Source organism: Streptomyces sp. CB02366, assembly GCF_001905905.1.
Taxonomy (GTDB): Bacteria; Actinomycetota; Actinomycetes; order Streptomycetales; family Streptomycetaceae; genus Streptomyces.
Genome location: NZ_LIVT01000017.1, coordinates 24,074 through 45,715 on the forward strand (window position 1 = coordinate 24,074; position 21,642 = coordinate 45,715).

Genomic DNA, 21,642 nt, shown 5'->3' on the forward strand with positions numbered 1-21,642 from the left:
GCTTCCTGCGGACGCCGCCCCCGGGCTGCTCCGCCCGGGCACGCCCTCGGTCGCTTTCTTCTGATCACTTCCCTCTGTTCGGACGGAGAACAACACATATGAGCAGGACCTCGCGGATAGCCGGTGCGGTCGTCGGCATGGTGGCGCTGGCCGGGTCGCTCGCGGCCTGCGGCGGCGACAGCCTGGAGCAGGAGAAGGGCGGCCCGGCCTCCTCCGGCGGGGGCGGCGGGAAGGGCTCCCTGGTCGTCGGTTCGGCCGCGTTCACCGAGTCCAAGGTGCTCGCCGAGCTGTACGCGCAGATCCTGGGCGACGCCGGATACAGCACCTCCGTCACCACGGTGAAGAACCGTGAGCTGTACGAGCCGTCGCTGGAGAAGGGCGAGATCGACGTCGTACCGGAGTACGCGGCCACCATCGCCGAGTTCCTCAACGCCAAGGTCAACGGCGCCGACAAGGCCCAGGAGAAGCCCGTGGCCTCCGGGGACGTCGGGGCCACCGTCTCCGCGTTGAAGCGGCTCGCCGAACCGCTGGGCCTCACGGTCCTCCCGCCCGGAAAGGCCGTCGACCAGAACGCCTTCGCGGTATCGGAGGAATTCGCCGAGAAGAACGACCTCGCCTCCCTTTCCGATCTGGGGAAGGCGAAGATCAAGGTCAGGATCGCGGCGGGCGACGAGTGCGAGGTGCGGCCCTTCTGCGCACCGGGTCTCAAGGAGACGTACGGCATCGACGTCACCGGTATCGACCCGAAGGGCGTCGGCACCCCGCAGTCCAAGCAGGCGGTCCGCGACGGCAAGGCCCAACTGGTCCTGACGACCACGACGGACGCCGTGCTGGACGGACTGGTGTTCCTGAAGGACGACAAGAAGCTCCAGAACGCGGACAACGTCCTTCCGGTTCTGCATACGAAGGACGCGGGCGCGCCGGAGATCGCCGACGCCCTCGGCAAGCTCACCGCCGCGCTCACGACGGAAGATCTCGCCGAGCTGAACCGGAAGGTGGACGCCGAGCGGGCCAAGCCCGCCGACGTCGCCAAGGAGTATCTGGAGTCGAAGGGACTGATCGGGAAGTAGCGTTCGGGCCCGGAGAAAAGAGCCGGGCGAGCGCCTTCGGGGGGCCGTGAGGTAACCGGCGGGGAACAGATTTCCGGGCGGCCCCCCACATGGTCCGTGCACACGGTAAATTTCAGGCCATGCCCCGTGGACGCCACCGCCATTCGCCGCCCCTCCACAAAATCCTGCCCCCCTCCGTGGTGGCGGGCGTTTCGGTCGTCGGCGCCGCCGGCGCCTGGCTGCCGGCCGAACCCCTGGCCCTGCGCGGCCTGGTGGCCGTCGTGGCGGCCGCCGCCGTCACCGGCGCGTATCTGATGCGGAGCTGGGACCGGGCGGCGGGGCTGCGGGTCGCCGAGCTGACGCGCGCCCGCACCCGCGACGAATGGCGGGCCGAGGAGCGGATCGCCGAGCTGGAGCAGGACCTGGAGGAGTCGCGCGAGCTGCGCACCCGTCTGGAGGCCAAGCTCCGCCGCAAGCGGGTGGAGCTGGCCGGGCTGCGCGGTGAGCACGCCGGACTGCTGCGCCGTTACGCCAACGCCGAGACCGAGCGGGCCAGCGCGCTGGAGGGCCGGCGGCAGCTCGCCGTCGAGGCGGCCGCCCCCAAGGAGCTGCTGCCCGCACGCTCCACGCCGACCCCCGAGTCGTACCGGCGCGCGGACGAGGCCCTGATGAACCTCACGCGCAACGCGAAGATCCAGGAGGCCCGCCGCACGGCGGAGTTGGTCCGGCAGCGCGCCCTCGCCGGGCGCTCCCAGACGACGGACCCGGCGGTCCCGGAGGTCCCGGAGACGGCGGGCCCGCGGGCTTCGGCCGCCTCCGAACTCGCCCCCGCGACGGTGCCGCGCGCGCCCCGGTCCGCCTCGTCCGTCGTCCCGTACGCGGCACGCCGCCACCCGGCGCCCCAGGGAAACTTCGACTACTTCGGCACCCAGGGCGCCCGCACCGCCCGGAGCGCCCGGAGCGCCCGCAGCCCCCAGGACGCCGCGAGCCCGCAGGGCGGCGAGGGTGCCCAGGACGACGCGGGCGCCCAGGACGGCCCGGCTCCCCGGACCGTCCCGGCCGTCCGGGGCGCCCAGCGGGCGAAGTCCGCGATCGAGTCCGTGCAGAACGAGGACCTCGCGGACGTCGTCGGCGAGGAGGCGCTCGCCGCCCACCGCACGGGGGCCGTCGACCACCGCGCGGTCGGCAAGGTCATCGATCTCACCGCGCATGACGAGACCGAGCAGATCGACGTGGCACGCCTGCGCGGCGCCGTCTCCTGACCGGGCGCCGCACGCGCGGCGTACCGACGCCGCCCGGCCCCGGCCGCACGCGCGCCGGTACGCGGCTACTTGTCGATGTCCCCGACGACGAAGAACAGCGAGCCCAGGATCGCCACCATGTCTGCGACCAGCGTGCCCGGCAACAGCTCCGTGAGCGCCTGGATGTTGTTGAACGAGGCCGAGCGCAGCTTCAGCCGGTAGGGCGTCTTCTCACCCTTGGAGACCAGGTAGTAGCCGTTGACGCCGAGCGGGTTCTCCGTCCAGGCGTAGGTGTGGCCCTCCGGGGCCTTGAGCACCTTGGGCAGCCGTTGGTTGACCGGGCCGGGCGCCAGGCCGGCCATCCGGTCCAGGCAGGCGTCGGCCAGGTCCAGCGAGTTGAGGGTCTGCTCCAGCAGGCACTCGAAGCGGGCCAGGCAGTCGCCCTCGCTCCGGGTGACGACCTCCAGGGTGTCCAGCAGCTCCCCGTACGCGAGGTACGGCTCGTCGCGCCGCAGGTCGAAGTCGACGCCCGAGGCGCGGGCGATCGGCCCCGACACCCCGTACCCGTACACCGCTTCGGCGGACAGCACGCCGACATCGCGCGTACGGCCCCGGAAGATCTCGTTGCCGAGGACGAGGTCCTCGTACACGCCCATCCGGGAGCGGACCGAGGCGACCGCGTCGCGGACCCGGCCGGTCCACCCCGCCGGGACGTCCTCCTTGAGGCCGCCGACCCGGTTGAACATGTAGTGCATCCGGCCGCCCGACACCTCCTCCATCACCGCCTGGAGCTCCTCGCGCTCCCGGAAGGCGTGGAAGACCGGGGTGATGCCGCCGAGTTCGAGGGGGTAGGAGCCGAGGAACATCAGGTGGTTGAGGACCCGGTTCAGCTCGGCGAGCAGCGTCCGCGTCCACACCGCGCGCTCGGGGACCTCCATGCCGAGCATCCGCTCGACGGCCATCACCACGCCCAGCTCGTTCGAGAACGCCGAGAGCCAGTCGTGGCGGTTGGCGAGCATGACGATCTGCCGGTAGTCCCGCGCCTCGAACAGCTTCTCCGCGCCCCGGTGCATGTAGCCGACGACCGGCTCCGCGTGCTGGACGCGCTCGCCGTCCAGCACGATCCGCAACCGGAGGACGCCGTGCGTCGAGGGGTGCTGGGGACCGATGTTCAGCACCATGTCGGTGCTCTCCGCCGCTCCGCCGATACCGATCGTGGTCGTCTCCGTCATGCGGGACAGTATTCCCCCTGATCCTCCTGAACCCCCCGTCCCCCTTGCTCCCCCTGATCCCCCCTGCCCCCCTGATCCCCCCTACCCCCCCCGGCTCCGTCGCGCCGGGGCTCCCCCCGGGCCCCGCCGGGCCGCGCCCCGGCGGTCACCCGTGGTCCGGCAGGCCCACCCGGTGCAGCAGCCAGCCGAAGTCGCCGAGGCCGCCGCGTGCGGTCAGCTCCGCCGCCTCGCCGGCCGCCGCCAGCGCGGAGAGGTATCCCGCCGGATCGGTGGCGGCCAGGCTCAGCGGCGGCCGGTCGCCGCCGACGCCCAGCCGGCGCAGCATCGTCCGCTGGTCGGTCAGTTCGGCGCGCGCGTACGGGACCGCCGCCGCGCAGGCGTCCAGCGCCACGTGCGCGGTCAGGTCCCGGGAGCCGTCCGGCACCGGCCGCACCTCGCGCCCGCCCCGGAAGCCGGTCAGCGTTCCGAAGGGCGGCCGCGCGCCCCGTACATGGGCGTAGTCCACCGCCACCGCGAGCCCGGCGGCCACGCACCCCGCCGCCCGCGCCCAGGCCGCGTCGCGGGGCCGCCCGATCTCCGCCCGCTCGCCCGGCTCGGACAGCGGCCACCAGCGCTCCAGCCACGCCGCGTCCGCCCCGGCCACCGGGTCGCCCAGCCGCTCCGCGCCGTCCGAGGTCCGCACCCGGACGTACCGGGGGACGCCGTCCGCGTCCGCCTCCGCCACCTCCGCCGGAACGTTGTCCAGCCACTCGTTGGCGAACAGCAGCCCGGTGATCCCGGCAGGCGGTTCCGCGCACCACTCGATCCGCGGGTCCAGGCCCGGGGGCCGGGCGGCGACCTCCACGGCGTACGGGACCACCTCCAGCCCCTCGGGCAGCGCGGCCAGCACACCGGTCAGCAGCTCCCCCCGCCCCGCGCCCACGTCGACCAGGGCGATCGTGCCGGTGTCCAGCTCCCGCGCGATCCCGGCCAGCAGCCGGGCCACCGCCGCCGCGAAGAGGGGCGAGGCGTGCACCGACGTACGGAAATGGCCCGCGGGCCCCTCCGGGCGGCGGTAGAAGCCCTCGTCCCCGTACAGGGCGGCCTGAACCGCCTCCCGCCACCCGCGCCACTCGTCCGTCACGTCCGTCACCCGGCCAAGTCTCCTGCCTCCGGGGCGGGCGGGCCTCCACCGCCGGTCCCCTCCCCGGCGAGCGGGCCTCCACCCCGGGGAGCCGGGCGGGCCTCCACCTTGGGGAGTACGGCCCCGCACCCGGATCGACCCTCCGGTTGACCCGGCGCCGATCGGCGGTCCTTACGCTTGGTCACGTGCAGCGCCTCTACGACTTCATCCGCAGACACCCGACGGGCGTCGACGTCTTCTGGGCCGTCTTCCTCCTCGGGCTCTCCGGGATGTCGATGGTGTCGGGCATGTACGACGCGGGGCGCGAGGAGATCGTCGCCGTCCCGGTCGCGCTCGGTCTCTCCACGGTCGTGGCGCTGCGCCGCAGGGCCCCCGAGAAGATGCTGCTCCTCGCCGTCCTGGTGGGCCTCGTGCAGCTGGTGTTCGACGTCCGGCCCGGCATCGGGGACTTCGCGATGCTGGTGATCACGTACACCGTGGCCACGATCGGGGAGCGGTGGGCGTCCCGGCTCGCCCTGGCCTGCAGCCTGAGCGCGGCGGCCTTGTCCCAGCTGCGGTGGGATCCCGAACCCGGTGGATCCTGGCCGCAGGTGGTCTTCGTGACGATCATCATGACCGTGCCGTTCGTGCTGGCCTGGGTGCTGGGGGACTCGCTGCGGACCCGGCGCGCCTACTTCGACCAGCTGGAGGAGCGTGCGGCCCGGCTGGAGCGGGAACGCGAGGCGCAGTCCAAGGTCGCGGTCGCCGCCGAGCGCGCCCGGATCGCCCGGGAACTGCACGACGTCGTCGCGCACAACGTGTCCGTGATGGTGGTCCAGGCCGACGGCGCCGCGTACGTCATGGACGCCGCCCCCGACCAGGCCCGCCAGGCCCTGGAGACCATCTCCAGCACCGGCCGCCAGGCGCTCGCCGAGATGCGGCGGCTGCTCGGGGTGCTGCGGACCGGCGACGGCCCGGAGAGCGGGGAGTACGTCCCCCAGCCCGATGTGGAGCAGATCGAGGACCTGGTCGCCCAGGTCCGGCAGACCGGCCTGGAGGTCGACTTCAAGGTCGAGGGCACGCCCCGCCCGCTGCCCAGCGGTGTGGAGCTGACCGCGTACCGGGTCGTCCAGGAGGCCCTGACGAACACCCGCAAGCACGGCGGCCCCGACGCCGGGGCGAGCGTCCGGCTGGTCTACTTCGACGACGGCCTCGGCCTGCTGATCGAGGACGACGGCCGGGGAGCCGCGCACGAACTGTACGAGGACGGCGGCGCGGACGGCGCCGGGCACGGGATGATCGGGATGCGGGAGCGCGTCGGCATGGTCGGCGGCACGCTGGACGCGGGGCCCCGGCCCGGCGGAGGCTTCCGGATCAGCGCCCTGCTGCCGCTCAAGCCCCCGAGCTGACCGCCCCGCCCCGCCACCCCCGCCACCGCCCCCGCCACGACCCAGGACAGGACACGATCCCCATGACCCCCGCCATCCGCGTGATGCTCGTCGACGACCAGGTGCTGCTGCGGACCGGGTTCCGGATGGTGCTCGCGGCCCAGCCCGACATGGAGGTCGTGGCCGAGGCCGGGGACGGGGCGGAGGCGATCGAGCTGCTGCGGTCCACCGCCGTCGACGTGGTGCTGATGGACGTCCGCATGCCCCGGCTCGACGGCGTCGAGGCGACCCGCCGCATCTGCGCGCAGCAGGACCCGCCGAAGGTGCTCATCCTGACCACCTTCGACCTCGACGAGTACGCCTTCTCCGGGCTGAAGGCGGGGGCCAGCGGCTTCATGCTCAAGGACGTGCCGCCCGCGGAGCTGCTCGCCGCGATCCGCTCGGTGCACAGCGGGGACGCGGTCGTCGCCCCGTCCACCACCCGCCGGCTGCTCGACCGCTTCTCGCCGATGCTGCCCAGCGGCGAGAAGGAGCCCGGGAACAAGCACGTCGGCAAGCTCACCGAACGCGAACGGGAAGTCATGCTCCTGGTCGCCCAGGGCCTCTCCAACGGGGAGATCGCCTCCCGCCTCGTCCTCTCCGAGGCCACGGTCAAGACGCACGTGGGCCGCATCCTCACCAAGCTGAACCTCCGCGACCGGGTCCAGGTCGTCGTCCTCGCCTACGAGTCCGGCCTGGTCCGGGCCGGGGGCGGCGCGGGCTGAGGAAGCGCCGCCCGCTCAGCGCAGGACGCCCTCCAGGAAGTCGCTGCCGAGCCGGGCGACGACCGTCAGGTCCAGCTGGTGCAGGACGTAGCGGCCGCGGCGGCGCGTCGTGACCAGCCCCGCCTTCTTGAGCACGGAGAGGTGCCGGGAGACCTCGGGGGAGGTGATGCCGTGGGAGTCGGCCAGTTCACCCGTGGTGTACGGGGAGCGGGCCAGATTGCGGCAGAGGCGCATCCGCATCGGGTGGGCCAGCGCCTCCAGGCGGAGCCGGAGCAGTTCCACGGAGGCGGGCGCCGGCAGGTCGGGCAGGTGGACCGGGTAGTGGATGACCGGCCGCCAGCCCGGGGCGTGCAGCACCATCAGGTGCGGCCAGCCGAAGCTGGTGGGGATGAGCGTCAGACCCCGCCCCACGCTCGGGTCCAGGGCGGTGGTCCGGCCTTCGGACAGCTTGTCGACGCTGATCCGGCCCGCCTCCTCGTCCAGCGTCACGGCGGCGGAGACCGCCCCGACCGCGTCGGCCAGCCCCTTGCGCCGCAGCAGCTCCGTCTTGTGCCGGGCGTCCGCGACCAGCTGGACGGAGACCCGCCGCCAGGTGTCCGCGAAGAACGCCTGGTCGCAGTCCTCGAACAGCCGCCGCACCCAGCCGCGTACGGAGGCGGGGTCGGCCAGCAGCCGCCGGGTGAAGTCCACCTGCTGCGGGCCGCGCGCCGCCGCCAGGTCCAGGGCGCGCACCCGCATCGCCTCGTCGTGCAGCGGTGACGGCGACCCGGCCCCGTAATGGCTGGCGCAGGTGAACTCCAGCGCGGCGGCGACGAACCGTTCGTCGTCCAGCCGGTCCAGCAGGTCCAGGTCCTCCGTGAGCGTGGCCCCGGTCCTGCCGTCGCCGCCCCGGATGCCGGAGAACGGCATGAACACGTCGGAGAAGGTGTTCCGCCACAGGAACTCCGCCTCCAGCATCCGGTCCGCGAGGCCGGGCTCCAGCGCCGCCGCGGTCGCGGTGGCCCAGCCGTGCAGCCCCGGGTGGTGGCCGGGCTCGGAGAGCGCGTGCAGGGCCAGGCCCAGCTCGGCCAGCGGAGAGGTCGCGAAAACGACCTGGTCGGTGGGGAGTCCCCCGATGTCTATGTGCACGCTCACGCCTCCATGGTGGAGGAACGCGCCCGGGCCGTCGCCCCATTTGACGGCCCCCGTCAATCAGCGGCCGACGGATTGACGGGCCCCGTCAACCGGCGGGCGGCGGGCGGCGCGGCCTTCGCAGGCTGTGCCGTATGAGCGCCCTCCAGCAGCATCTGCTCGACGCCCACCGCGCGGCCCGGCTGTCCCGGCCCGCGCCTCCGCCCCCGGGCCGCCACGACGGCCCCCTCCTGCGCGCGCTGTACCGCCGCGTCCGCCCCGCCGGGCGGACCGCCCCGCCCGGCGCCTCCCGCCCGTCCGCCCCGCCCGGCCCGTCCGGCGGGTGAGGAGGGCGCCCCGGGGTCCGGGGCGCCGCGGGCCTATCCCACGTACCGCACGAACCCCGCCACCGCCTCCCGTACGTCCCGCGCCGTCCACTCCAGCCCGTCCGCCGCCACCGTCACCTCGGTGAACGAGACCCCGGGCGGCAGCCCCGTCCCGGCCGCCCCCGCGGACCAGCGCCGGAAGAGCGCCACGCCCGTCTCCTCGGCCTGCCGCACCGACGCCTCGTCCAGCACCTCGGGCCCGTACGGCAGCCAGACCTGGAACTGGTGCGTGTGCGGCGGCTCCGGCCACACCCGGAACCACGGCGCCCCCGACGCCGCGAACCCCTCCGCCAGCGCCCCGGCCACCACCTTCGCGTGCGCCACGTACGACGGCAGCCTGGGCAGCTCCCGCTCCAGGCCGAGCAGGGCGGAGAGCGCGGCCGGGAACTGCTGGAACACCTGGCCCCCGTAGCGGTGGCGCCACACCCGGGCCTCCTCCACCAGCGTCTGCGGACCCGCCAGCACCGCCCCCGACAGCCCGCCCAGGGACTTGTAGAACGACACGTACACGCTGTCCGCCAGCGCGGCGATCTCCGAGAGCCCCCGCCCGAAGTGCGGCCCGCACTCCCACAGCCGCGCCCCGTCGAGATGGACCACCGCGTCCCGCTCCCGGGCCGCCTCCACCACCGCCGTCAGCTCCTCCCAGGACGGCAGCACGAACCCGGCGTCCCGCAACGGCAGCTCCAGCATCAGCGTCCCGAACGGCTCGGGGAACTCCCGTACCTCGTCCGCGTCCGGCAGCCTCGGCTCCGTCGTGGGACGCACCGTCCGCAACCCGCTCACGGCCCCCAGCGCCCCGCCCTCGTGCAGCTCCGGATGGGAGAGGGGGTGGAGCGCCACGGTCGCGTTCCCCGTACGCCCCGCCCAGCACCGCAGCGCGACCTGCTGGGCCATCGTCCCGGTCGGGAAGAACGCCGCCGCCTCCATGCCCAGCAGCCCCGCCACCCGCCGCTCCAGATCGGCGACGACCCCGCCCCCGTACACATCGGTCCAGTCGTCCGGATCGTGTACGGAGGAGGCGTCGGCCGCCAGCGCCGCCAGCCGCTCGCCCACCGTCGCGTCCGCACCCGTCCGGGCCAGCACCTTCGACCCCCGCCACGCGCTCAGCCCGCGCCGCCGCTTTTCCCGCTCGTCCGTCGTCGCCATGGGACGATCATCGCCCGGCGCCGGGGCGGGGCGCCCCCGGTATCCGGACGCCCGGCGGCGGGTTCCGAAAGTTATCCACAGGCTGTGGGCAGCGGATGAGATCCGCCGAAACGCTGGCGTAGCATGCAGAGAAATCGTCCGGTACCCCCTGCGGACTGGAACGGAAGGCCATCGCCGCGTGAACGCATCAGTTTCGAAGGAACCCCTCGACGCGAGGGACCGCCCCGCCCGGCTCACGGTCGGCGTCGTCGGCGCGGGACGGGTCGGACCCGCCCTGGCCGCGTCCCTCCAGCTCGCCGGGCACCGCCCCGTCGCCGTGTCCGCGGTCTCCGACGCCTCCCGCCGCCGTGCCGCGGCCCTGCTCCCCGGGGTGCCCGTGGTGGAGCCCGCCGAGGTGCTGGCCCGCGCCGACCTGGTGCTGCTGACCGTCCCCGACGACGTCCTGCCCACGCTGGTCGAGGGCCTCGCCGAGACCGGCGCGGTACGGCCGGGCCACCTGCTCGTCCACACCTCCGGGCGGTACGGGGCACGGGTGCTGGACCCCGCGCTGCGGGCGGGGGCGCTGCCGCTCGCGCTGCACCCCGCGATGACGTTCACCGGGACCGCCGTGGACGTCCAGCGGCTGGCGGGCTGCTCGTTCGGGGTCACCGCCCCCGAGGAGCTGCGGCTCGCCGCCGAGGCCCTGGTCATCGAGATGGGCGGCGAGCCCGAGTGGATCGCCGAGGAGTCCCGCCCGCTCTACCACGCGGCCCTCGCCCTCGGGGCGAACCACCTGGTCACCCTGGTCGCCCAGTCGATGGAGCTGTTGGCCGCGGCAGGGGTCTCGGCGCCCGACCGGATGCTCGGCCCGCTGCTCGGCGCGGCCCTGGACAACGCCCTGCGCTCCGGCGACGCCGCGCTGACGGGCCCGGTCGCGCGGGGGGACGCGGGCACGGTCGCCGCCCACATCGACGAACTGCGCGCCCACGCCCCGCAGGCGGTGGCCGGTTATGTCGCGATGGCCCGCACCACGGCCGACCGGGCGCTCGCCCACGGCCTGCTCAAGGCGGAGCTGGCCGAGGACCTGCTCGTGGTCCTGGCCGACCGGGAAGGCCGCCCCGGCGGCCCCGGAGCGGAGGAGACCCGATGACCGCCACCGGCCGTACGGGAGACGGGAGCACCGCCCCCGCCCCGACCCCGGGCACGCCCCCGGCCTCCGCCCCGGGCACGCCCCCGGCCTCCGCTTCGGCGCCGGGCCCGGCCGCCCCCGCTCCGACCGCCCCCGCCCCGGACCCGGGCGTTCCGGCGTCCCCCCGCCGCCCCGCTCCGCCCGTCCTCCTGCGCACCGCCGCCGAGTTGGACGCGCTGGAGCGGCCGGCCGGGGCCGAGCGGGCCGTCGTCATGACGATGGGCGCGCTCCACGAGGGGCACGCCGCCCTGATCCGGGCCGCCCGTGCGGCGGCCGGCGCGGACGGCCAGGTCGTGGTCACCGTCTTCGTGAACCCGTTGCAGTTCGGCGAGGCCGCCGACCTGGACCGCTACCCGCGCACCCTGGACGCCGACCTGGAGATCGCCGCCGCGGCCGGGGCCGACGCGGTCTTCGCCCCCGGCGTCGAGGAGGTGTACCCCGGCGGCGAGCCCCAGGTCCGGATCACCGCGGGCCCCATGGGCGAGCGGCTCGAAGGCGCGGCCCGCCCCGGGCACTTCGACGGGATGCTCACCGTCGTCGCCAAGCTCCTCCACCTCACCCGGCCCGACGAGGCGTTCTACGGGCAGAAGGACGCCCAGCAGCTCGCCCTGATCCGCCGCATGGTCCGCGACCTGGACTTCGGCGTCCGGATCACCGGCGTCCCCACCGTCCGCGACCCGGACGGCCTCGCCCTCTCCAGCCGCAACCGCTTCCTCTCCGCCCGGGAGCGGCACACCGCGCTCGCCCTGCCCCGCGCCCTGTTCGCGGCCCGCGACCGGCTCGCCGCCCAGCAGGCCCTGCACGAGCGGGCCCGCGCCACCGCACCCGGCGGCGACCGGGCCGCCGGGCTCAACAAGCTCGGCGAGGTGCGCGCCGCCGCCGACGCCCAGGCCGTGGCGCTGGTCCGGCCGGGCGGGGCGCCCGCCGCCGTCCGCGCCGCCGCCCGGCTGGTGCTGGACGAGGCCGCCGAGCGGGGACGGCCGCCCCTGCGTGTGGACTACCTGGCCCTGGTCGACCCGGCGGACTTCACCGAGATCCCGGACGACCGCGAGAGCGGGGAGGCCATCCTCGCCGTCGCGGCCCGGGTCGGGGACACCCGCCTCATCGACAACATCCCCCTCACCTTCGGAGCCCTGACGTGACCGGTATACGGCTGACCGCCCCCGCCCCCGGCTGGGCCATCGACGCGGACGTCGTGGTGGTCGGCTCCGGCGTGGCCGGGCTCACCGCCGCGCTGCGCTGCGCCGCCGCCGGCCTGGACACCGTCGTCGTCACCAAGGCCCGCCTGGACGACGGCTCGACCCGCTGGGCCCAGGGCGGCATCGCCGCCGCGCTCGGCGAGGGCGACACCCCCGAGCAGCACCTCGACGACACCCTCGTCGCGGGTGCGGGCCTCTGCGACGAGGAGGCCGTGCGCACCCTGGTCACCGAGGGCCCCGACGCCGTACGCCGGCTGATCGAGACCGGCGCGCACTTCGACACCACCGACAGCGGGGCCATCGCGCTGACCCGCGAGGGCGGCCACCACCGCCGCCGCATCGCCCACGCCGGCGGCGACGCGACCGGCGCGGAGATCTCCCGCGCCCTGGTGGAAGCGGTCCGCGAGGCCGCCCTGCACACCATCGAGAACGCCCTCGTCCTGGACCTGCTCACCGACGCCGAAGGCCGTACGGCCGGCGTCTCGCTGCACGTCATGGGCGAGGGCCAGCACGACGGCGTCGGCGCGGTCCGGGCCCCCTCGGTGGTCCTCGCCACCGGCGGCATGGGCCAGGTCTTCTCCGCCACCACCAACCCCTCCGTCTCCACCGGCGACGGGGTGGCGCTCGCGCTGCGGGCCGGGGCGGAGGTCTCCGACCTGGAGTTCGTCCAGTTCCACCCCACCGTCCTGTTCCTCGGCGCGGACTCCGAGGGCCAGCAGCCGCTGGTCTCCGAAGCCGTACGCGGCGAGGGCGCCCACCTCGTCGACGGCGACGGCGTGCGCTTCATGGCCGGGCAGCACGAGCTGGCCGAGCTGGCCCCCCGCGACATCGTCGCCAAGGGCATCACGCGCCGGATGCACGAGAAGGGCGCCGAGCACATGTACCTGGACGCCCGGCACTTCGGGGCGGCCATGTGGGAGCAGCGCTTCCCGACCATCCTGGCCGCCTGCCGGGCCCACGGCGTCGACCCGGTGACCGAGCCGATCCCCGTCGCCCCGGCCGCGCACTACGCCTCCGGGGGCGTGCGCACCGACCTGCGGGGCCGCACCACCGTCCCCGGCCTGTACGCCTGCGGCGAGGTCGCCTGTACCGGGGTGCACGGGGCCAACCGCCTCGCGTCCAACTCCCTCCTGGAGGGACTGGTCTTCGCCGAGCGCATCGCCGCCGACATCGCGAAGACCCGCCCGCCCCGCACCGGACCGGTCGCGGCCCCGGACGGCGTCGGCCCGGTCGCGCTGCCGGCCCCCGAGGCCCGTACGGCGATCCAGCGCACCATGAGCCGGGGCGCCGGGGTGCTGCGCTCCGCCGCCAGCCTGGCCGCGGCCGCCGAGGAGCTGGAGGCCCTGCACCGCGAGGCCGCCGCCGGCGCGGACGGGGCGGGCGCGGACGGGGCGGGCGCCAAGGCGGTCGTCCCCGGGGTCGAGGCGTGGGAGGTCGCCAACCTCCTCCTGGTCTCCCGCGTCCTGGTCGCCGCCGCCCGGGACCGCGAGGAGACCCGGGGCTGCCACTGGCGCGAGGACCGGCCCGACCGCGACGACGTCCACGGCCGCCGCCACCTGGTCGTCCGCCTCGCGCCGGACCGCGCCCCGGTGGTCCACCGCACGGAGACCGCCGCGTTCCCGCCCGTACGCCCGTCCGATTGAGCAGACTGCCGGGAGCACCCGCTCCGCCGCACCGGGCGGGGCGTCCCCGCACCGCACGTTCCACCCGCACCACCCGCCACACCCCCGAGGAGCCGTCACCGTGAGCACGCCCGAAGAGAATCCGCGCCCCACACCCGTGGACGTACCGCTGATCCGGGTCGGCGCGCCCGCAGCGTCCGCACCGGCGGAAGGCGGCTGCGGCGACGGCTGCGGCTGCGGCGGCGAGGACGGGATGGGCCCCGAGGCCCTGGAGTGCGGGCTCGACCCCGCGCTCGCCCTGCTGCTGGCCCAAGCCGGCCTCGACCCCGTCCAGGTCGAGGACGTCGCCCATGTGGCGATCGAGGAGGACCTCGACGGAGGGGTGGACGTCACGACCGTGGCGACCGTTCCCGAGGACGCCGTGACCACCGGGGACTTCACCGCCCGCGAGGCGGGCGTGGTCGCCGGGCTCCGGGTCGCGGAGGCGGTCCTGTCGATCGTCTGCACCGAGGAGTTCGAGGTCGAGCGGCACGTCGAGGACGGCGACCGGGTCGCCCCCGGCCAGAAGCTGCTGACCGTCACCACCCGCACGCGCGACCTGCTGACCGGCGAGCGCAGCGCGCTCAACCTGCTCTGCCGCCTCTCCGGCATCGCGACCGCCACCCGCGCCTGGGCGGACGTGCTGGAGGGCTCCAGGGCGAAGGTCCGCGACACCCGCAAGACGACGGCGGGCCTGCGCGCGCTGGAGAAGTACGCGGTGCGCTGCGGCGGCGGCGTCAACCACCGGATGTCGCTCTCCGACGCGGCCCTGGTCAAGGACAACCACGTGATCGCGGCGGGCGGCGTGGCGGAGGCGTTCACCCGGGTCCGCGACACCTTCCCCGACCTGCCCATCGAGGTCGAGGTCGACACGATGGAGCAGGTCCGCGAGGTGCTGGACGCGGGCGCCGATCTGATCCTGCTGGACAACTTCACCCCGGCCGAGACCGCCGAGGCGGTCGCCCTGGTGGACGGCCGGGCGGTCCTGGAGTCCTCCGGCCGCCTCACCCTCGACTCGGCCCGCGCCTACGCCGACGCGGGCGTCGACTACCTCGCTGTCGGGGCGCTCACCCACTCCGCGCCGATCCTCGACATCGGCCTGGACTTCCGCGACGCCGCCTCGGCCGGGGACGGGGCCGACGCCTGATGCTGCTCACCATCGACGTCGGCAACACCCACACGGTCCTCGGCCTCTTCGACGGCGAGGAGATCGTCGAGCACTGGCGAATCTCCACCGACCCCCGCCGCACCGCCGACGAGCTGGCCGTCCTGCTCCAGGGCCTGATGGGCATGCACCCCCTGCTCGGCATGGAGCTGGGCGACGGCATCGAGGGCATCGCGATCTGCGCCACGGTCCCCTCGGTCCTGCACGAGCTGCGCGAGGTCACCCGCCGCTACTACGGCGACGTCCCCGCCGTCCTGGTGGAGCCCGGCGTGAAGACGGGCGTGCCGATCCTGATGGACAACCCCAAGGAGGTCGGCGCGGACCGGATCATCAACGCGGTCGCCGCCGTCGAGCTGTACGGAGGCCCGGCGATCGTCGTCGACTTCGGCACCGCCACCACCTTCGACGCGGTCTCCGCGCGCGGGGAGTACACGGGCGGGGTGATCGCCCCCGGCATCGAGATCTCCGTCGAGGCGCTCGGCGTCCGGGGCGCCCAGCTCCGCAAGATCGAGCTGGCCCGGCCGCGCAGCGTGATCGGCAAGAACACCGTCGAGGCCATGCAGTCCGGCATCGTCTACGGCTTCGCGGGCCAGGTCGACGGGGTGGTGGCCCGGATGAAGAAGGAGCTGGCCGCCGACCCGGACGACGTCACCGTGATCGCGACGGGCGGCCTTGCTCCGATGGTGTTGGGGGAGTCCTCCGCCATCGACGAGCACGAGCCGTGGCTGACCCTCATCGGGCTGCGCCTGGTGTACGAGCGGAACACGTCCCGGCCGTAGCACAAGCGCCTCCGGGGCCCGGCGTACCTGCGGGAACGGCCGGGCCCCGGGCCCCGGGGGCCGCCCCGGCGCCGCGACACCGGCGACCAGCTAAACGGATTTTGTCCATTTAGCACGTATTGTCGCGCTATGCCCACGCCCTACGGTTCACGAGGCGGCATGGCGTTCAGCGCGGACGAGCTGCGGGTGCTCCGACGTGCCCTCGCCATCGCCCTCCACCCCATGTCCCTGTCCGACGAGGACGTCCAGGACTGCCTGCGGCTCGCGGGCTCCGTGGACGAGGCGGTCGCCGAGGCGGGTCGGCTGCGAGCGTTCCTCCTCGCCGACCTCGCCCGCTACCGCCACGCCCTCCCCGGCTCCGCCGTCGGCTACCTGGAACTGCTCCAGGACGCCCTGGCCGCCGGGTACGACCCCCGGCCGGACGACCTGGCCGCCCTGCGGGCCCTGCGCGGCGGACCGCTCGCCGCGTCCCTCCTGGAGCGGTGCCAGGTGCTCGCCGAGCGCTCGGTACGGGCCCGGCTCGCCGGCCGCACCGCCGGAGCGGCGGCCCCCGGCCCCCGCGGCAGGCTGCTCGCCCTGCCCGGCGGTCGCGCCGCCGCCGGGCAGGAGGCGGACCGGCCCGCGACCCCGGCGGTCCCGGGCCGCCCGCCGAAGCCCGGGGCCCGCCCGGCGCCCAAGCCGTCGGAGGTCTTCCCGCCGCGCCGCCGTCCCGCCCCGCCGCCCTCCGAGGAGCGGGCGGCCGGCTGACGCCCGCCCCTCCCGCCGGCGTCCGACGCGGCGGCCTCCACCGGGAGGTCGCCGCGTCCGGCCGTCCGGGGCTCGCTACTCTGGACGGCATGGACTATGTATCCGCGCTCGTGCCCCCCGTGGTGATGGCCGTCTTCTTCATCGCCCTGATCGTGATCATCGTCAAGAGCCAGGGCGGTCCGAACAAGACCAAGGAGGACGGTTTCGTCGACGCGGCGCTCGCCCGCGCGGAATCCGCGAAGCAGACCGCTCGTCCGGAGAACGGCTGAATCGCGGGAGCGGCCCGCCCCTCCCGGCGCCTTCCCGGAGCGCGCCTCCCGAGCGCACGACTCACCCGAGCCGTGCGCTCTTTTGCTGCGCGAATACCGGAACATCCAGGACATAAGGCACTAAAGTGATCCCGTGCCCCGTCAATTGGGAGACCTCGAAGACGCCGTGATGACGCGCGTCTGGCAATGGAACCGGCCGGTCACGGTGCGGGAAGTCCTTGAGGACCTTCAGGAGGAACGCTCCATCGCCTACACGACCGTGATGACGGTAATGGACAATCTCCATCAGAAGGGCTGGGTGCGCAGGGAAGTCGACGGCCGCGCCTATCGATATACGGCCGTCTCCACCAGGGCCGCCTACTCGGCCGCACTGATGAACGAAGCCTGGTCACGCAGTGACAACCCCGCCGCAGCGCTTGTCGCGTTCTTCGGCATGATGTCGCCGGAGCAGCGCGAAGCGCTCCGCGACGCCGTTCGCATGGTTTCCCCCGACCTCGCCGAAATCGCTCCCGGCGACCCCGGGGAACCGACCGCCGGGTCCGCCGGGAGCGGCGCCCCGGCCGATGGGACGGCCCGGGAGAGCGGGCGATAGCGTCGGGGCATGTCCTCAGACCAGCCGCAAAGCGACCCGGATACCGAACTCCATACCGACCCGTCGGTAAATAAGCCCGCCATCACCGTGAGGCGGGCCAGGACGAGTGATGTCGCGTCCGTGCGCGCGCTCCTCGACGGGTACGTGTCCGGAGGCATCCTGCTCGACAAAGCGACCGTCACCCTTTACGAGGACATCCAGGAGTTCTGGGTCGCGGAACGCGACGAGGACGCGCGGGTCATCGGCTGCGGCGCACTTCACGTCATGTGGGAAGACCTGGCGGAAGTCCGGACCCTCGCTGTGGATCCCCGGATCAAGGGCGCCGGAGTAGGGCACCAGGTGCTGGACAAGCTCTTGCAGACCGCCCGTTGGCTCGGCGTCCGCAAGGTCTTCTGCCTCACCTTCGAAGTCGACTTCTTCGCGAAGCACGGCTTCGTGGAGATCGGAGAGACGCCCGTGGACACCGATGTCCACAGCGAGCTGCTGCGTTCCTACGACGAGGGCGTCGCGGAGTTCCTCGGTCTCGAACGAGTGAAGCCGAACACCTTGGGCAACAGCCGGATGCTTCTGCGCCTGTGATGCGGAAGGACCTGCAACCCTATGTCCGAATCGCGCACGTTTCCCGTCTTCCCGAGCCGCGGAACCTCTCCCGAGGGTTTGTGTTTTCGAGAGAAAAGCGGTTTCCTTTCCGCGTACTCCATTTCCGATGAAAGGAAATCCCGTGGCACAGAAGGTTCAGGTCCTTCTTGTCGATGACCTCGACGGTGTCGAGGCCGATGAGACGGTCACGTTCGCCCTTGACGGCAAGACGTACGAGATCGACCTCACCACGGCCAACGCGGACAAGCTCCGCAGTCTTCTCGAGCCCTACACCAAGGGCGGGCGTCGTACCGGCGGTCGCGCGGCCACGGGGCGCGGCAAGGGCCGTGCCGTGTCCGGCGGTAACAAGGACACCGCGGAAATCCGCCGGTGGGCCCGCGAGAACGGCCACAACGTGAATGACCGGGGCCGCGTCCCCGCCGAGATCCGCGAGGCTTACGAGAAGGCCAACGGCTGATCCGCCGAATCCCTTGTCGACGCCCCGGAACGGGCGCGTGACAGCCGGACCCGATGGCATTCGGTAGCCGCCGCGTCCACCAGGCGTACGAGGTCGGGGGCCTCGCCCCCACCGCTCCCGAAGCCCGCGAGGGCCGGCAGCGCGGGCTCGGGCCCACGCCTCGGCTCTGGGGGCCGCAGCCACGCGGCGGCCCCCGGCGAGCCCCCGGGAGCGCCCGGGAGAGGCGGGGCCGCGACCCGGCCGCCCGCCCCCACGGCGGTCAGGTCCGGTACGAGGGGGCCCCACTCCAGCCAGTCGAGCAGCCCCGGCAGCTCGTCGGCGCCGCCCGCGGCGACCAGCAGCCCCATCCGCGCGCCGGCCAGCAGTACGGGGCCGGTGCGCACCCCGCGCCGCAGTACGGCGTGACCCGCTTCGGCGGGCAGCTCCAGCACGTCGAAGTCCACCCCGGTGAGCAGGCTCAGCGGAGCGCGCCCGACCGCGGCCCAGCCCAGCTCCCTCGCGTACCGCAGGGCGAGGGCGGCGTCCGCGGAGGCCGTAGCGGCGTCGGGCGACGGACGGGGGGACGGGACGGCGGGTCTCATGTCCGATGAACCGCCGAACCGCTCGCGGAGTTACGCGCCCCCCGGTTATGGCGGAGAGTTCCCGGGCCGTCGCTCTCCGTGCCGCTCGCGGGGGCGCTCGGGAGCGTTCGGCAGCGCAAGGGTGTTCGCCCGTAGCGGAGGGAACAGGGGTGCGCCGCATGGACTGTCGGTGGTTGCGGGTAAGACTTCCCTAGTGGGAAGGGGCGACACGCCCGCCGGGACGCCCCACGTTCGCCATCGGCGTACTGGCGAAAGGGGTATCTGCCTGGCCTGCGGGAACATCGTCTCGCACCATCGGGTTGGAGCAGTTGTCAGCTGTTCGGCAGTAAGAATCCCCGCCGGTGCGGGGTGATCCGGACGGATGTCGGCAGTTGGAATGAGCTGTCCCGTCCTGCGGGACTAGCATGCGGAAGGACTGGGAGGGGACCGACCCCTCACTGACCGACCGCTCTGAGGAGCGATTAACGATGTTCGAGAGGTTCACCGACCGCGCGCGGCGGGTTGTCGTCCTGGCTCAGGAAGAAGCCCGGATGCTCAACCACAACTACATCGGCACCGAGCACATCCTCCTGGGCCTGATCCACGAGGGTGAGGGTGTCGCCGCTAAGGCCCTGGAGAGCCTCGGGATTTCGCTCGAGGCGGTCCGCCAGCAGGTGGAGGAGATCATCGGGCAGGGGCAGCAGGCTCCTTCCGGGCACATCCCCTTCACCCCGCGAGCCAAGAAGGTCCTGGAGCTGTCGCTCCGCGAGGCCCTTCAGCTGGGCCACAACTACATCGGCACCGAGCACATCCTGCTCGGCCTGATCCGCGAGGGCGAGGGCGTCGCCGCCCAGGTCCTCGTGAAGCTGGGCGCCGACCTGAACCGGGTCCGGCAGCAGGTCATCCAGCTTCTTTCCGGGTACTCGGGCAGCAAGGAGGCGGCCACCGCCGGCGGTCCCGCCGAAGGCACGCCCTCCACGTCCCTGGTGCTCGACCAGTTCGGCCGGAACCTCACCCAGGCCGCTCGTGAGTCCAAGCTCGACCCGGTCATCGGGCGCGAGAAGGAGATCGAGCGGGTCATGCAGGTGCTGTCCCGCCGGACCAAGAACAACCCGGTGCTCATCGGCGAGCCCGGCGTCGGCAAGACGGCGGTCGTCGAGGGCCTGGCCCAGGCGATCGTCAAGGGCGAGGTGCCCGAGACCCTCAAGGACAAGCACCTCTACACCCTGGACCTCGGCGCCCTGGTCGCCGGTTCGCGGTACCGGGGTGACTTCGAGGAGCGCCTGAAGAAGGTCCTCAAGGAGATCCGCACCCGCGGCGACATCATCCTGTTCATCGACGAGCTCCACACGCTGGTCGGTGCGGGCGCCGCCGAGGGCGCGATCGACGCGGCCAGCATCCTCAAGCCCATGCTGGCGCGCGGTGAGCTCCAGACCATCGGCGCCACCACGCTCGACGAGTACCGCAAGCACCTGGAGAAGGACGCGGCCCTGGAGCGCCGCTTCCAGCCCATCCAGGTCGCGGAGCCGTCGCTGCCGCACACCATCGAGATCCTCAAGGGTCTGCGCGACCGTTACGAGGCCCACCACCGGGTCTCCATCACGGACGAGGCCCTCGTCCAGGCCGCGACCCTGGCCGACCGGTACATCTCGGACCGCTTCCTGCCGGACAAGGCGATCGACCTGATCGACGAGGCCGGTTCCAGGATGCGCATCCGCCGGATGACCGCGCCGCCGGACCTCCGCGAGTTCGACGAGAAGATCGCGGGCGTCCGCCGCGACAAGGAGTCGGCCATCGACTCCCAGGACTTCGAGAAGGCGGCTTCCCTCCGCGACAAGGAGAAGCAGCTGCTGGCGGCGAAGGCCAAGCGCGAGAAGGAGTGGAAGGCCGGCGACATGGACGTCGTCGCCGAGGTCGACGGCGAGCTGATCGCCGAAGTCCTGGCCACGGCCACCGGCATCCCGGTCTTCAAGCTGACGGAGGAGGAGTCCTCCCGTCTGCTGCGCATGGAGGACGAGCTCCACAAGCGCGTCATCGGGCAGAAGGACGCCATCAAGGCCCTTTCTCAGGCGATCCGCCGTACGCGGGCCGGCCTGAAGGACCCGAAGCGCCCCGGCGGCTCGTTCATCTTCGCCGGCCCCTCCGGTGTCGGTAAGACCGAGCTCTCCAAGACGCTCGCCGAATTCCTCTTCGGAGACGAGGACGCGCTGATCTCCCTCGACATGTCGGAGTTCAGCGAGAAGCACACGGTTTCCCGCCTCTTCGGTTCGCCCCCCGGCTACGTGGGTTACGAGGAGGGCGGCCAGCTCACCGAGAAGGTGCGCCGCAAGCCGTTCTCCGTCGTCCTCTTCGACGAGGTCGAGAAGGCCCACCCCGATATCTTCAATTCCCTGCTCCAGATCCTGGAGGACGGTCGCCTGACCGACTCCCAGGGCCGGGTCGTGGACTTCAAGAACACGGTCATCATCATGACGACCAACCTCGGGACCCGGGACATCTCGAAGGGCTTCAACCTGGGCTTCGCCGCCCAGGGCGACGTCAAGACGAACTACGAGCGGATGAAGATCAAGGTCAACGAAGAGCTCAAGCAGCACTTCCGGCCGGAATTCCTCAACCGTGTCGACGACACGGTGGTCTTCCACCAGCTGACCGAGGAAGACATCATCCAGATCGTCGACCTCATGATCGCCAAGGTCGACGAGCGTCTCAAGGACCGCGACATGGGCATCGAGCTCAGCGGCGAGGCCAAGACGCTGCTCGCCAAGAAGGGCTACGACCCCGTGATGGGCGCCCGGCCGCTGCGCCGGACGATCCAGCGGCAGATCGAGGACATCCTCTCCGAGAAGATCCTCTTCGGCGAGCTGCGTCCCGGTCACATCGTGGTCGTGGGCACCGAGGGCGAGGGCGACGACAAGGCGTTCACCTTCCGCGGCGAGGAGAAGTCGGCTCTGCCCGACGTCCCCCCGATCGAGCAGGCGGCAGGCGGCGCCGGCCCGAACCTCACGAAGGACGCGTGACGCGCCCGTA

General features: G+C 73.3%; 21 protein-coding genes. 16 read left to right on the forward strand and 5 right to left on the reverse strand.

Translation table 11 applies throughout. The annotated features are described in order from the left end of the window. Window positions 1–98 precede the first annotated feature (98 nt). Both AMK24_RS29175 and AMK24_RS29180 read left to right on the forward strand, forming a co-directional pair. Window positions 99–1,070, forward strand: a complete 972-nt coding sequence (locus tag AMK24_RS29175; protein WP_073771900.1) for an ABC transporter substrate-binding protein — start codon at window positions 99–101, stop codon at window positions 1,068–1,070. 119 nt (window positions 1,071–1,189) lie between these two features. Further along, window positions 1,190–2,311: a hypothetical protein gene (locus AMK24_RS29180; protein ID WP_073771901.1), complete on the forward strand. Its 1,122-nt coding sequence runs from the start codon at window positions 1,190–1,192 to the stop codon at window positions 2,309–2,311. 65 nt (window positions 2,312–2,376) lie between these two features. Here the strand turns inward: AMK24_RS29180 and AMK24_RS29185 are convergent, their stop codons facing one another. Together AMK24_RS29185 and AMK24_RS29190 are read right to left on the reverse strand one after the other, a co-directional pair. Continuing rightward, window positions 2,377–3,522 carry an NADH-quinone oxidoreductase subunit D gene (locus AMK24_RS29185; RefSeq protein WP_073771902.1) on the reverse strand — a complete coding sequence of 382 codons (1,146 nt, stop codon included), beginning with the start codon at window positions 3,520–3,522 and terminating at the stop codon, window positions 2,377–2,379. Window positions 3,523–3,667: 145 nt separating this feature from the next. Beyond that, window positions 3,668–4,645: an SAM-dependent methyltransferase gene (locus tag AMK24_RS29190; protein WP_073771942.1), complete on the reverse strand. Its 978-nt coding sequence runs from the start codon at window positions 4,643–4,645 to the stop codon at window positions 3,668–3,670. 185 nt (window positions 4,646–4,830) lie between these two features. On the opposite strand from AMK24_RS29190, the gene AMK24_RS29195 reads away from it, so the two are divergent. Together AMK24_RS29195 and AMK24_RS29200 are read left to right on the forward strand one after the other, a co-directional pair. Further along, window positions 4,831–6,033, forward strand: coding sequence for a sensor histidine kinase (locus AMK24_RS29195; RefSeq protein ID WP_073771903.1), 1,203 nt, complete (start codon window positions 4,831–4,833; stop codon window positions 6,031–6,033). A 62-nt stretch (window positions 6,034–6,095) separates the two neighbouring features. Continuing rightward, entirely contained in the window at window positions 6,096–6,776 is a 681-nt protein-coding gene (locus AMK24_RS29200) for a response regulator transcription factor (RefSeq protein WP_073771904.1), read from the forward strand. Window positions 6,777–6,791: 15 nt separating this feature from the next. Here AMK24_RS29200 and AMK24_RS29205 read toward each other — a convergent pair whose 3' ends face one another. After that, window positions 6,792–7,904 (reverse strand): helix-turn-helix domain-containing protein, encoded by a 1,113-nt coding sequence (locus AMK24_RS29205; RefSeq protein WP_073771905.1) that lies wholly within the window; start codon window positions 7,902–7,904, stop codon window positions 6,792–6,794. A gap of 137 nt (window positions 7,905–8,041) precedes the next feature. Here AMK24_RS29205 and AMK24_RS29210 point away from each other — a divergent pair, with 137 nt between their 5' ends. Then, window positions 8,042–8,233 carry a hypothetical protein gene (locus AMK24_RS29210; RefSeq protein WP_073771906.1) on the forward strand — a complete coding sequence of 64 codons (192 nt, stop codon included), beginning with the start codon at window positions 8,042–8,044 and terminating at the stop codon, window positions 8,231–8,233. A 33-nt stretch (window positions 8,234–8,266) separates the two neighbouring features. Here AMK24_RS29210 and AMK24_RS29215 read toward each other — a convergent pair whose 3' ends face one another. Beyond that, entirely contained in the window at window positions 8,267–9,418 is a 1,152-nt protein-coding gene (locus AMK24_RS29215) for a threonine aldolase family protein (protein WP_073771907.1), read from the reverse strand. A gap of 178 nt (window positions 9,419–9,596) precedes the next feature. Here AMK24_RS29215 and AMK24_RS29220 point away from each other — a divergent pair, with 178 nt between their 5' ends. The 10 genes from AMK24_RS29220 (at window position 9,597) to AMK24_RS29265 (ending at window position 18,055) form a co-directional block, all read left to right on the forward strand. Then, window positions 9,597–10,547 carry a Rossmann-like and DUF2520 domain-containing protein gene (locus AMK24_RS29220; RefSeq protein WP_073771908.1) on the forward strand — a complete coding sequence of 317 codons (951 nt, stop codon included), beginning with the start codon at window positions 9,597–9,599 and terminating at the stop codon, window positions 10,545–10,547. Continuing rightward, window positions 10,544–11,728 (forward strand): pantoate--beta-alanine ligase, encoded by a 1,185-nt coding sequence (panC, locus tag AMK24_RS29225; protein WP_242435287.1) that lies wholly within the window; start codon window positions 10,544–10,546, stop codon window positions 11,726–11,728. Before AMK24_RS29220 ends, panC begins: the two co-directional genes overlap by 4 nt. Beyond that, window positions 11,725–13,428, forward strand: a complete 1,704-nt coding sequence (locus AMK24_RS29230; protein WP_073771909.1) for an L-aspartate oxidase — start codon at window positions 11,725–11,727, stop codon at window positions 13,426–13,428. Before panC ends, AMK24_RS29230 begins: the two co-directional genes overlap by 4 nt. 100 nt (window positions 13,429–13,528) lie before the next feature. Further along, window positions 13,529–14,593 carry a carboxylating nicotinate-nucleotide diphosphorylase gene (gene nadC, locus AMK24_RS29235; RefSeq protein ID WP_073771910.1) on the forward strand — a complete coding sequence of 355 codons (1,065 nt, stop codon included), beginning with the start codon at window positions 13,529–13,531 and terminating at the stop codon, window positions 14,591–14,593. Continuing rightward, window positions 14,593–15,390 carry a type III pantothenate kinase gene (locus tag AMK24_RS29240; RefSeq protein ID WP_073771911.1) on the forward strand — a complete coding sequence of 266 codons (798 nt, stop codon included), beginning with the start codon at window positions 14,593–14,595 and terminating at the stop codon, window positions 15,388–15,390. Before nadC ends, AMK24_RS29240 begins: the two co-directional genes overlap by 1 nt. Before the next feature lie 159 nt (window positions 15,391–15,549). Next, window positions 15,550–16,137: a hypothetical protein gene (locus AMK24_RS29245; protein ID WP_073771912.1), complete on the forward strand. Its 588-nt coding sequence runs from the start codon at window positions 15,550–15,552 to the stop codon at window positions 16,135–16,137. 89 nt (window positions 16,138–16,226) lie between these two features. Next, window positions 16,227–16,406, forward strand: a complete 180-nt coding sequence (locus tag AMK24_RS29250; RefSeq protein ID WP_073771913.1) for a hypothetical protein — start codon at window positions 16,227–16,229, stop codon at window positions 16,404–16,406. A gap of 133 nt (window positions 16,407–16,539) precedes the next feature. Beyond that, window positions 16,540–16,998 (forward strand): BlaI/MecI/CopY family transcriptional regulator, encoded by a 459-nt coding sequence (locus AMK24_RS29255; RefSeq protein ID WP_073771914.1) that lies wholly within the window; start codon window positions 16,540–16,542, stop codon window positions 16,996–16,998. A gap of 9 nt (window positions 16,999–17,007) precedes the next feature. Beyond that, the gene (locus AMK24_RS29260) at window positions 17,008–17,577 is read left to right on the forward strand and encodes an amino-acid N-acetyltransferase (protein ID WP_073771915.1); all 570 of its coding nucleotides are present in this window, start codon (window positions 17,008–17,010) and stop codon (window positions 17,575–17,577) included. 142 nt (window positions 17,578–17,719) lie between these two features. Next, window positions 17,720–18,055: a histone-like nucleoid-structuring protein Lsr2 gene (locus AMK24_RS29265; protein ID WP_073771916.1), complete on the forward strand. Its 336-nt coding sequence runs from the start codon at window positions 17,720–17,722 to the stop codon at window positions 18,053–18,055. Here AMK24_RS29265 and AMK24_RS29270 read toward each other — a convergent pair. Beyond that, a complete protein-coding gene (locus AMK24_RS29270; RefSeq protein WP_073771917.1) occupies window positions 18,034–18,636 on the reverse strand; it encodes an SCO3374 family protein in 603 nt (200 codons plus the stop codon). The genes AMK24_RS29265 and AMK24_RS29270 overlap by 22 nt on opposite strands. A 467-nt stretch (window positions 18,637–19,103) precedes the next feature. Here AMK24_RS29270 and AMK24_RS29280 point away from each other — a divergent pair, with 467 nt between their 5' ends. Continuing rightward, window positions 19,104–21,632: an ATP-dependent Clp protease ATP-binding subunit gene (locus AMK24_RS29280; protein WP_073771918.1), complete on the forward strand. Its 2,529-nt coding sequence runs from the start codon at window positions 19,104–19,106 to the stop codon at window positions 21,630–21,632. Window positions 21,633–21,642 lie beyond the last annotated feature (10 nt).